Below are 10,574 nucleotides of genomic sequence, written 5' to 3'. Positions count from 1 at the left end.
CCCGTCCGGCGTTTGAGGACGAGCGCGGCAGCGCGATGCGGGGGGCTGGGGGCGGCAGCCCCCAGGGACGGGACGGGTAGGGGCGGCGGGGGCGAGGAAAGGCAGCGGGCGACTGCGGACGGTCAGATCAGGAAGTCCTCGGCGATCCGCTCGCCGACGGTCTCCAGGATCGGGCCCGCTTCGGCGATGCAGCGGGAGATGTCGGGCTCGACGTCCGTGAGGGGGTAGGCGCGACGGATCCCGGCCCGGCCGAGCGCCTCCGGCGGAAGGGCGAGGCGGCCGCAGACGGCGATGACCTCCTTGTCGGCGGCCCGGGCGGCGGCGGCGACCCCGGCGGGAGCCTTCCCGTGGAGGGTCTGCTCGTCCAGGGACCCCTCACCGGTGATCACCAGCGTGGCCCGCTCAAGCGCGGGGGCGAAGCCGAGGACGTCGAGCATGACCTCGATGCCGGGCCGGAAGCTCGCACCGAGGCCCACCAGGGCCCCGTATCCGATACCGCCCGCCGCCCCGGCCCCGGGCGCGACCGCGTACTCCGCCGCCTTCGACCCGACCGCCTTCTCCAGCACCGCGGCGAAGTGCGCGAGCCCCGCGTCCAGCACCGCCACGTCGTCGGGCGAGGCCCCTTTCTGGGGCCCGTACACCGCCGGCGCCCCCTTGGGGCCGGTCAGCGGGTTGTCCACGTCACTGGCGAGGACGACGTCGACGGAGGAGAGGCGGGGGTCCAGGCCGGACAGGTCAGCGGTGGCGAGCTGTCCCAGGGAGCCGCCGCCGGGCGGCACCGGCTCGCCGTCCTCGTCGAGGAAGCGCGCCCCGAGCGCGGCCAGCATCCCGGCCCCGCCGTCCGTGGTGGCGCTGCCGCCGACACCGAACACGATCGTCCGCGCCCCGGCGTCCAGCGCGGCCAGGAGCAGTTCCCCGGACCCGTACGTGGACGACGTGAGCGGTGCGAAGGACCCGGCGGGCAGTCGCTGCAGGCCGCTGGCCTCGGCCATCTCCACGACGGCGGTGTCGTCGCGCAGCGCGAACGCGGCGGTGATCTCGTGACCGAGGGGCCCGGCGACCCGTACCTCACGCCGCTCGAACCCGGCGGCGACCGCCGCGTCGACCGTGCCGTCTCCGCCGTCGGCGACCGGCAGCGCCTCGACCTCGACCCGCGGCGCGACCCTGCGGAGTCCGGCCGTCACGCGCTCGGCCACCTGCACGGCCGTGAGCGAGCCCTTGAACTTGTCCGCGGCGATGAGCACCCGCTGGTTCCGGCCCTGGCTCCGATTCACTGCAGCGTCCGCCACCTTGCATTCCCCTTGCTCTTCGGGCCTTGCACACGTCAAGGCAGTCGCGCCGCTGCGACCCTAACCGGAGGAGGGGGCCGCTGCCCAGGGCGGTTCTCACGTCCCGGACAGCGGCCGCGGGTCAGCCGGCGTCGGCGCCGCGTGAGTCGTACAGCTGATGCGTCAGCGTCCCGCTGCCACCGAACGGCACGCTGATGTGCTCCAGCACGTCCTCCAGGGCGTCGACGTCCCCGGTCCGCACGCCGACGTCCCCGGTGTTCACCAGAGGCTCGGCGGGGGCCGCCTGCGCGGGCGCCGCGCCGGTGACGGACAGGACGGCGGCGACCGCGGCGGCGGCACCGGCCGCCAGGACGGTCGTACGGCTCATCGACTTCATGGGTCTCCCAGTTCTCGGGGGCCCCGGAACACGGACCCCCAACCGCAATACGACTAAAACCCGACGAGCCTCTCATGTGGTGCGCTGCCGGATTTACGTACAGCGGGCAGGACCGGCGGGAATTCGGTACACCGGGTGTATGACCCCTGTGGGTGTTGACGATCTCGCGGACCGTGTCCTCGGCGGCTGGCTCGGCCGGATCGCGGGCAACATGCTCGGCAAACCGGTGGAGCGGGGTGATTACTGGACGCGGGACCGCATCGACCGCTATCTGCGGCAGGCCGACGCCCTGCCGCTCACGGACTACCTGCCGGAGCCGGCCGACCCGAGCGAGGAGTTCGTGCTGCGGCCGGAATGGCGCAGGTGCGTACGCGGCCGGATCCACGGCAGCTGCCGGGACGACGACGTGGACTACGCGATTCTCGGTCTGCACCTCCTGGAGACGCACGGCTTCGGCTTCAGTACGGAGCAGGTGGGCGACCTGTGGCTGCTGCGGCTGCCGTATCTGCAGACGTTCACGGCGGAGCGCGCGGCGTACCGGAACCTCGCGAACGGGCTGAAGCCGCCGCTGACGGCGACCTACGACAACCCGTACCAGGAGTGGATCGGTGCCCTCATCCGCGCCGACGTCCACGGCTGGACCAGTCCGGGCCGGCCCCGGCGCGCGGCCTCCCTTGCCCGCCGGGACGCGGTCCTGTCCCATACCGGGAACGGCGTGTACGGGGCGATGTGGGCAGCCGCACTGGTGGCCGCCGCGTTCACCGCGCCGACCGTGCGGGACGCCCTGGACACGGCGCTCACGGTGATCCCGGCGAGCAGCCGCCTGGCGCGTACCGTGCGCCGGGTGATGACGCTCCACGAGACCGGGCTGGGCTGGGAGGCCACGCTCGACACGGCGGCGGAGGAGACGGCTGGCCTCGGCTGGATCCACACGATCCCGAACGCCGCCGTCCTGACGGCCGGACTCCTGTACGGCGAGGGCGACTTCACCCGCTCCATCGCCCTCACGGTCCGCGGCGGCCTGGACACCGACTCGAACGGCGCGACCGCGGGTTCCGTCGCGGGTGTGCTCGGTGGAGCCGCCGCGATTCCCCCGCAGTGGACGGTCCCGCTGGAGGACACCGTGCACAGCGCGGTGTTCGGCTTCGACGGCGTACGGATCAGTGAACTGGCAGAGCGGACAGTGCGGTTGGCGGTGAGTGCCGAACTGCCCGCCGGGTCCGTGACGCGCTGACCGCCGAGACCGTGACGCGTTGCCCGCCGGGGCCGTGGCCTCGTAAGGATTACTCCCGGGTGATCTTGCCCGGGCGCCGGTCCCGCCTCGTTACGCTGCCCCAATGACGACTCCTGACTACGCCACGTACATCGCGGGGCTCCCCCGTGTCCTCGTCGGCGCCGCCGCGCTCTTCCGTGACGCCGAGGGCCGTGTGCTGCTCGTCGAGCCCAACTACCGCGACGGCTGGGCCCTGCCCGGCGGAACCGTCGAGTCCGACGACGGCGAGACCCCGCGCCAGGGCGCCCGCCGCGAGACGCTGGAGGAGATCGGCCTGGACCTGGAGATCGGCCGGCTGCTCGCCGTGGACTGGGTGCCCGCCACCACGCGGCCGCCGATCGTGGCGTACCTCTACGACGGAGGCGTCCTGTCTGAGGACCAGTTCAAGGCGATCCGGCTCCAGGAGGAGGAACTGCTGTCCTGGCGCCTCGTGGCCCCCGAGGAGCTTCCCGAGTACATCTCGGGTTCCCTGGGCGGCCGGGTACTCGCCTCGCTGGACGTGCTCGCGACAGGCGCGGGAACGGCGGAACTGGAGAACGGGCGCCCCGTGGCCTGAATCTCCGGATTCCTCAACTTCCCTACCTGTACGGCCCATTGATCGGCACAATGCATCCTGTGCCGCACTACGACTACATGGAGTTCACACTCGATGACGGAGCGCAGGTCCGCTTCGAGCTGGCAGCCGCGGGCGAGGCCCGGCCGGACAGCACGGGCGGACCCGATCTGCCGGGCGGGATCGCCGGAGCGACTCCGGTCGGGCGGGGCGCACGGGTCGGCGCGCTCGCCACGGACGCCCTGCGGACCGTGCTGAGCCCGCTGGGCCCCGTTCTCCAGCAGGTGCACGACTCCGTACGCGGTATCCCCGACCCGCCGGACGAGATATCGGTCGACTTCGGGATACAGATCGGCCAGGACCTCAGGATCGGCATAGTCGGGGCCAACGGCCAGGCCAGCATGACCATTTCGGCGACCTGGCAGCTCCCCCGCAGGACCGAACCGTGACGTGGTTCGGGCCGTCGCGCGATGGTCGCTCCGCCGATGCCCGCGGAGCGCTGGTGCGGGTCCTTTCCACGGACCACGCACGGACCGCGGGCGCCGGCGTGTACCTCTCCGGCCGCAGACTCCTGACCTGCGCCCATGTCGTCAACGTGGCGCTCGGGCTGCGCAGCCTCAGCCCGCTCGACCCGGGAAAGGTCGCGCTCGACGTCGCCTTCCCGGTGCTCTCCGCGGCCGGCGCCCGAAGAGCCCGTCTGGTGGCCTGGATACCGCCGCGCTCCCACCAGTACGGACCGGTGGCCGACGGCTCTCTGGAGTGGGACGGCGATCTGGCCGTACTGGAGCTGGACGAGGAGCCACCGCCGCCCGTGGGCCCGGTCCGCTGGCTGGAGATGGAGCGGGGCCAGCAGGTCAGGGCGTGGTACGGGGGCGGCCAGCCGTTCTCGTACGCGGATGTCCGGGTGGGCGCCTACGACGGCGGTATCGGCTATCTCGACGGTCATCTGTCGGGCGCCGCGGTCGACGAGGGCTACAGCGGCGGGATGCTGTGGTCGGTGGCGGACGGGGCGGCCGTCGGTCTGGTCATGGGGCGGATCACCGCCCCCGACGAACCGCTGTCGGCCCAGCACACCGTGCGGCGCAGCTGGGGTCTCGGCTGGCAGTCGGTGCTGCGGGAGCTGTCGCGGGCCGGCGCGGTTCCCGAGCCGTACCTGGTGGATCTGCGGACCCGGTCGGCGTCCGTGTCGGTGTCCGCCGAGGACGAGTCGGTGCGGGACATGATGGTCGGCCCGCTGCACACCCTGCTCGGCGACCCCACGGCGCGGGCGGCCCACGCGACGGCGCTGGCGGCCGAACTCGGCCTGCGGGCCCCGGTCGACGGCACGGCTCCCACCGTGGAGGAGCTGGCCCGGCTGCTCGTCGGTACGGAACGGGCGCTGCCCACACTGACCGAGTCGCTCGCGCCCACGGTGGACGACCCGCGCGGGCGGACCGAGCTCGACCGGCTGCTGGCGCTGGGCCGGCTCACCGAGACCGCCCGTCTGCTGTCGGTGGCCGAACACCGGGTGCTGCTGGGGAAGTTGGACCATCTCGCGCAGCACGATCCGGGGCTGTTGCCCCGGGCCGCGACCGCCGCTCTGCCGTACACCGATCTGCCGCGGTCGTTGCAGGCGGCCCGGCTCGCCCCGCACGCCGTGCCGGCCGTGCTGCGCGAGTTGGAGAGCTGGTACGGCGACGGGTCGCCCGTGCCCGACGAGACGCCGCGCCTTCCGGCGCTGCTGCGGGTCGTCGAGTACGTGGCGGCGGAGACCGGGGGCCTGGCGTGCCGGGTCCTCCAGGAGTGGAGCGGCCGGGTCGCCGCCCGCCTCGGCATCCACGCGTCGGCGCTGCGGGAACGGCGGGCGGACGCCGCGCGCTGGTCCGCGCGGGCGACCGTCACCGGCGCCCGCGTCCTGGTGGAACTCGACCGGTACGCCAAGGACCCGGTCGGCCACTACCGCTGCTCGGTGTGGCGGCTGCGGGGCGACGGCACCGCCGCGCGGGCCGTCACGGAGTCGGACCGGCCGCGTACGGGACGGGAGATCGCGCGTCTCGTACGGGAGGTCGCGGGCGGCGCGGAAGGGGCTCAGGACGGGGTCGCGCTGGTCGCCGTGTCCGTGCCGCCGGACGCGCTGGAGCTGTCGGTGGACGAGTGGGACGGGGCGAGCGCCGACGAGTACATCCCGGCGCCGCTCGGCGAGGACTTCCATCTCGTCCTGCGCTGTCCGAAGCTGCGGCGCCGGTCCCGCACGGGTGCCGGTGATCTCAACCGGCGCTGGAACGCGCGCAACGAGAGCGACACCCTGCACGCGGACCACAGGACGGGCGGCAGGGCCGGGTTGATCGGGCTCCTGAAGACAACCCATCGGGACACCGCCCGCGTCCTTCTGCATGGATCCGCCGAGCACCGCGGTGAGTTGCTGCCCGTCTGTCTCGTGATGGGGGTGCCCATCGTGCTCTGGGACCGCGGTGCCTCGGGTCCCGGCGACAGCACCCGGCTCGCGGAGATGGTTCCGGAGGGTCCGGTGGACGGACTCCCGGAACGCGTACGGCACTTCAGGGTCCGTGCGTACGCGGACGGGGCGGCCGCGGTGCGGCCCACGCTGGTGTGGGAGGACGCGGAGTTGCCCCTGCCCGACGAGTTGCAGCTGGCCGACCCTTCGGACGGAACGGAGCAGGCGATATGACGGAGAACGAGGAGTGGCGGCTGTTCCGCGGCGACCGCGTGGCCCGGCAGGTGGAGTTCCCCGAGGCGCCGCCCTGGCGGCAGTTCTCGGACGGGGCGGGCACCCGTCCGCGGCACCGCCCGTATCTCATCGGCCGTACGGAGGCCGACGTGGTGAGCGCGGCGCTGCATCTGCGCCGTCCGCTCCTCGTCACCGGGCACCCCGGCACCGGCAAGTCCTCCCTCGCGCACGCCATCGCACACGAGTTGTCGCTGGGCCCGGTTCTGCAGTGGCCCGTCAACAGCCGGTCCGTCCTGAAGGACGCCCTCTACGGATACGACGCGATCGGCAGGCTCCGCGAGACGCATCTGCGGCAGGAGCGCGGCGACCCCGAGCCCGACATCGGTACGTATGTGCGGCTCGGCCCGCTGGGTACGGCCCTGGTGCCGCACGACCGGCCGCGCATGCTGCTGGTGGACGAGCTCGACAAGGGCGATGTGGACCTGCCCAACGACCTGCTGACCGTGTTCGAGGAGGGCGAGTTCGAGATACCGGAGCTGTCCCGGCTGCCGGACGCGCGGTCCGAGATCCAGGTGCTCACGCACGGCTCGGACGGTGAGCGGGTCACGGTGACGCGCGGCCTGGTGCGCTGTCGGGAGTTCCCCGTCGTCGTGATCACCAGCAACGGCGAACGGGACTTCCCGCCCGCCTTCATGCGCCGCTGCGTACGGCTCGATCTGCCGGACCCGGACGAGGCGCGGCTGCGGGACATCGTCGCCGCGCATCTGGGCGAGGAGGCGCTGTCCGGTGTGGACGACCTCCTCTACGCGTTCCTCAACCGCCGCGCTCCGGGCGAACTCGCCACGGACCAGCTGCTCAACGCCGTGTTCCTGCGCAGGGGCGGAGTCGATCTGAACGCGGAGGGGCTGCTGGACGCCGTGCTGCACCGCCTCGGCGGGACGATCTAGGTGTCGCGCGACGGGCAGGGCCCTCGTGCCCCGGACGGGCCGCGCGGCGGCGCCGAGCCGTCGCCGCCTCCTCCTCTCGGCGAACTCGGACGGCTCGCGGGCCAGAACCTGTCCATCCATGAACTCCTCGACGTCCTGTGGCTGGCGGCCCGGCTCCCGGCGGACGGCACGGCACCGCTCGCGCGTGCCCTGACACCGGACTCCGCACGCCGGGCCGGTCCCGGCGCACGGGACGGCTCGGGGGCCACGCCCGGCACGACCGGACCGGACGCCGCGGAGCGCTCCGCCCCGATGCCGCGGTCCTCGCCCCAACCGCCCCCGCCCGCCCAGCTCCTGGGCGCACTGCACGCGGCCGCCGCGGCCCGCAGCGCACCGGAGTTCGCCCAGCTCGGAGCGGACGGCAGGCGCGGTGCGCCGGGCGACGGCGCGCTTCCCGTACGGGTTCCCGAGGAGAAGGCGCTCGGGCAGGACGAACTCCGCATCGGCCGTGCCCTCCGCCTGCTCAAGCAACCCCAACCAGGGCCGCTGAAGCGGGAGTTCGACGAGGACGCCACGGCAGAGGCGATGGCCGAGACGGGGCTGCCCGACGTGGTCACCCGGCCGGCCCGGCAGCGCTGGCTCGATCTGACACTGCTCATCGACGACGGCATCTCGATGCTGCTGTGGCGGCGTCTCGCATCGGAGCTGCGGGCCCTGCTCGAACGCCTGGGCGCCTTCCGCGACATCCGGGTGCACGGTCTCGACACCAGGTCCGCGACGGCTCCCCTGCTGCGGGCCCGCCCCTTCGACCCGCACGCGCCCCTGCTGTCCCCCGCCTCGGTGGCCGACCCCTCGGGCGGCACGCTCGTGCTGGTGATCAGCGACGGCGTCGGGGCCTGCTGGAGGGACGGACGGCTGCGGGCGGCCCTCGAACGCTGGGCGCGCCAGGGCCCGACGGCGATCATGCACGCCCTCCCGGCACACCTGTGGGACGGGTCCGCGATCCGCTCGGAACCGTGGCTGGTGACGACCCGGCGGCGCGGGGCCGCCAACGACACCTGGGAGGTGACCGACCCGCTGCTGCCGCCCGGGCTCGGCGAGGACTTCAACGGTGTCCCGGTGCCCGTGCTCGAACCGTATCCGCCGGCCATCGCCGCCTGGGCGCGGCTCGTCGCGTCGCCCGGTGCCAGTGCGCAGCTGCCGCTGCTGGCGCCCCTGCACACGAAGGGCCCCCGGGGACGCGCGGGCACCCGCGCCGCGGAGGCCTCGGACGCCGTCCTCAGGTTCCGGGACGCCGCTTCGCCGCAGGCCTACCGGCTCGCCGCCCATCTCGCCGCGGTGTCGCCGCTGACGGTGCCCGTGATGCGTCTGGTCCAGGCGGCCGTGCCGTGGCGGGCCGACACCGCGCATCTCGCCGAGGTGTTCCTCGGCGGGCTGATGCGCCAGGTCGAGCCGGTCGACGAGCGACTCCCGGTCCAGCACCGCAGGTTCGGCTTCCCCAGCGACGCCCAGGAGATCCTGCTCGACACGGCGTCCCCGATCGATCTCCTGCGGACCACCAGAGCCGTCACGGAACGCCTGCGCACCCTCGTGGGCCGCTCCCCCGACTTCCCCGCCTGGCTGGCACACCCTTCGGGAACGGGTGAACTCCTGCCCGGGACCCGCCCGTTCGCCTGGCTGGAGGACCGGCTCCTGACCCATCTGGGGGCCCGGCCGATGGCTCCCGAACCGGAGCGGATCACCGACTACGAGCGCGAAGACGTACAGCTTCCGCCTGATCTGGGTACCTCCCCGTCCTGGCTGCCGGTCCGGATGCAGGACCTGCATGTACTCGGCCCGTACGCGCTCTTGCAACGCGACGGAGCCGGTGGAAAACCTACGGCCTACATCGGGAAGGATGATCAAGGACAGGAGGTTCTGCTGCGAGTGGCCTATTCGCTTTCCGTGCCGGTGGCACAGGAACTGCTCGACGTCGAACTCCGTGCGTTGCAACGCATGAACGGTGTGTACGCACCCGCCGTGGTCGGCAGTGACCTCGCAGGCCCCCTCCCGTGGATTGCCATGGAGCTCGACTCCCTGAGCAGTGGTCTACCCGCACCCACGCTGCGTTCCGTTCTTGATGCCGCGGGGGCGATGCCCAGCACTCCACTGTTCAATTGGCTGAGCTGGAACCTGGCACGCGCCGTGAGCCTCTTCCACCGCAAGGGCATCGTGCACGGGGCATTGACCCCTGGAACGGTACTGGTCACCGAGTTGACCTTGCACATCATCGGTTGGACTTCGGCTCGCATTGACGGAGCATGGAGTGCGTCGAGGTGGTCGGTGCCCCCCAAGTCTCCTTACCGCGCCCCTGAGGTGACCTCGTGGAGCGAGTCCCGGATCGCTGCGGGCGATGTCTTCTCTCTCGGCGCCATTCTGCTCCAGGCTGCCACAGGGCGGCAATGGCGCTGGTTCACTCGCGAAGCCTTGTCGTCCCACCCAAAGGTCGTTCAACTCGACGAAAGAATTGCCGAGTTGCTGTTGCGGTGCATTGAGCCCGAGCCGACCGGCCGGCCAACAGCGCAAGAACTGGTTGACGCCTTCGGGGCGTTGCTACCAGGTGGCGCTGAGTGGGAGGACGGCGAAGCGAATGCCGACCCGGGCCCGTTGGATGGCGCGGCACCCCAGCATGAGCAGTGGGTGCCGGTGATTCGGGCCCCGTTGGAGCGACCCCTGCGGATCGCACTCGTAGGAGTCAAGGACGGAGTTGGCTGTACCACGACGACGACGATGCTGGGTGCGGTGTTGGCCGATCAACGACAAGAGCGTGTCCTGGCGATCGACGCGGACCGTCGAATTGGCAGACAAGTTCGCATCGCCGACCGCGTATTTCGCAATACGTCGGCCAACCTGTCCGATCTGGCAACCTCCCTGCCCCACATGCGCCACTTCGAGGATCTCCAGCTGTTTCTGTCACCGCACCGTTCGGGACTTTTCGTGCTCGCCAACGACCTGATCTCCCGCCCGTCATCGGTGGGGCAGTTCACCGACCTCGAATTCCGCAAAGTAGCACAAGCAACTCAAGAGTATTTCGACCTCACTGTTGTCGACTCGGACAAGTTCATACCTGAGGTCCTCAGGCACTCCGACCGAGTCGTCATCGTTTCCCGAGCAGACCCCGCGGGCGTGACACAGGCACAACAGTCATTGGATCGTCTGGTAACCCTCGACCTGCCGCACCTGGTCAGGGAGGCCGTGGTCGTTCTCAATCACAGTCGCCCCGCCGCCGGCTGGTCCCTCGAACCTGGCAGCATCCGAGGCCTGCGCTCCCGTTGCCGGGGCATCGTCACCGTGCCGCGGGACGGGCATCTTGGTATGGGCAGCACCGTCGAACTGTCCTGGCTCACCCCCGATGCGTACAAGGCCTACCTGCGACTCGCAGCCCTACTGCTCGGACCGCGCCCCATGTTCCCCTGACGTCCACCACACGGCAGCACCACGGAATATCGG

General features: G+C 72.0%; 8 protein-coding genes. 6 read left to right on the top strand and 2 right to left on the bottom strand.

The window, feature by feature from the left end; genetic code table 11:
- Positions 1-122: 122 nt before the first annotated feature.
- Both ACIBEI_RS45700 and ACIBEI_RS45695 read right to left on the bottom strand, forming a co-directional pair.
- The gene (locus tag ACIBEI_RS45700; RefSeq protein ID WP_398897090.1) at positions 123-1,244 is read right to left on the bottom strand and encodes a glycerate kinase; all 1,122 of its coding nucleotides are present in this window, start codon (positions 1,242-1,244) and stop codon (positions 123-125) included.
- A 166-nt stretch (positions 1,245-1,410) separates the two neighbouring features.
- The gene (locus ACIBEI_RS45695; RefSeq protein ID WP_398897083.1) at positions 1,411-1,665 is read right to left on the bottom strand and encodes a hypothetical protein; all 255 of its coding nucleotides are present in this window, start codon (positions 1,663-1,665) and stop codon (positions 1,411-1,413) included.
- Between the two features lie 139 nt (positions 1,666-1,804).
- On the opposite strand from ACIBEI_RS45695, the gene ACIBEI_RS45690 reads away from it, so the two are divergent.
- The 6 genes from ACIBEI_RS45690 (at position 1,805) to ACIBEI_RS45665 (ending at position 10,541) form a co-directional block, all read left to right on the top strand.
- Positions 1,805-2,899 carry an ADP-ribosylglycohydrolase family protein gene (locus ACIBEI_RS45690; protein ID WP_398897082.1) on the top strand — a complete coding sequence of 365 codons (1,095 nt, stop codon included), beginning with the start codon at positions 1,805-1,807 and terminating at the stop codon, positions 2,897-2,899.
- A 103-nt stretch (positions 2,900-3,002) separates the two neighbouring features.
- Positions 3,003-3,494 (top strand): NUDIX domain-containing protein, encoded by a 492-nt coding sequence (locus ACIBEI_RS45685; RefSeq protein ID WP_398897081.1) that lies wholly within the window; start codon positions 3,003-3,005, stop codon positions 3,492-3,494.
- 59 nt (positions 3,495-3,553) lie between these two features.
- The gene (locus tag ACIBEI_RS45680) at positions 3,554-3,940 is read left to right on the top strand and encodes a CU044_2847 family protein (protein ID WP_398897080.1); all 387 of its coding nucleotides are present in this window, start codon (positions 3,554-3,556) and stop codon (positions 3,938-3,940) included.
- Between the two features lie 53 nt (positions 3,941-3,993).
- The gene (locus tag ACIBEI_RS45675) at positions 3,994-6,159 is read left to right on the top strand and encodes a trypsin-like peptidase domain-containing protein (protein WP_398897079.1); all 2,166 of its coding nucleotides are present in this window, start codon (positions 3,994-3,996) and stop codon (positions 6,157-6,159) included.
- Entirely contained in the window at positions 6,156-7,106 is a 951-nt protein-coding gene (locus ACIBEI_RS45670) for an AAA family ATPase (RefSeq protein WP_398897078.1), read from the top strand. The genes ACIBEI_RS45675 and ACIBEI_RS45670 overlap by 4 nt, the downstream gene beginning before the upstream one ends.
- Entirely contained in the window at positions 7,107-10,541 is a 3,435-nt protein-coding gene (locus ACIBEI_RS45665; RefSeq protein ID WP_398897077.1) for an SAV_2336 N-terminal domain-related protein, read from the top strand.
- Positions 10,542-10,574: the final 33 nt, after the last annotated feature.

This window comes from Streptomyces sp. NPDC050988 (assembly GCF_044456225.1).
Taxonomy (GTDB): domain Bacteria; phylum Actinomycetota; class Actinomycetes; order Streptomycetales; family Streptomycetaceae; genus Streptomyces.
The sequence above is the reverse complement of the archived record's forward strand: the minus strand, read 5'-3'. Positions and strand labels throughout refer to the sequence as shown.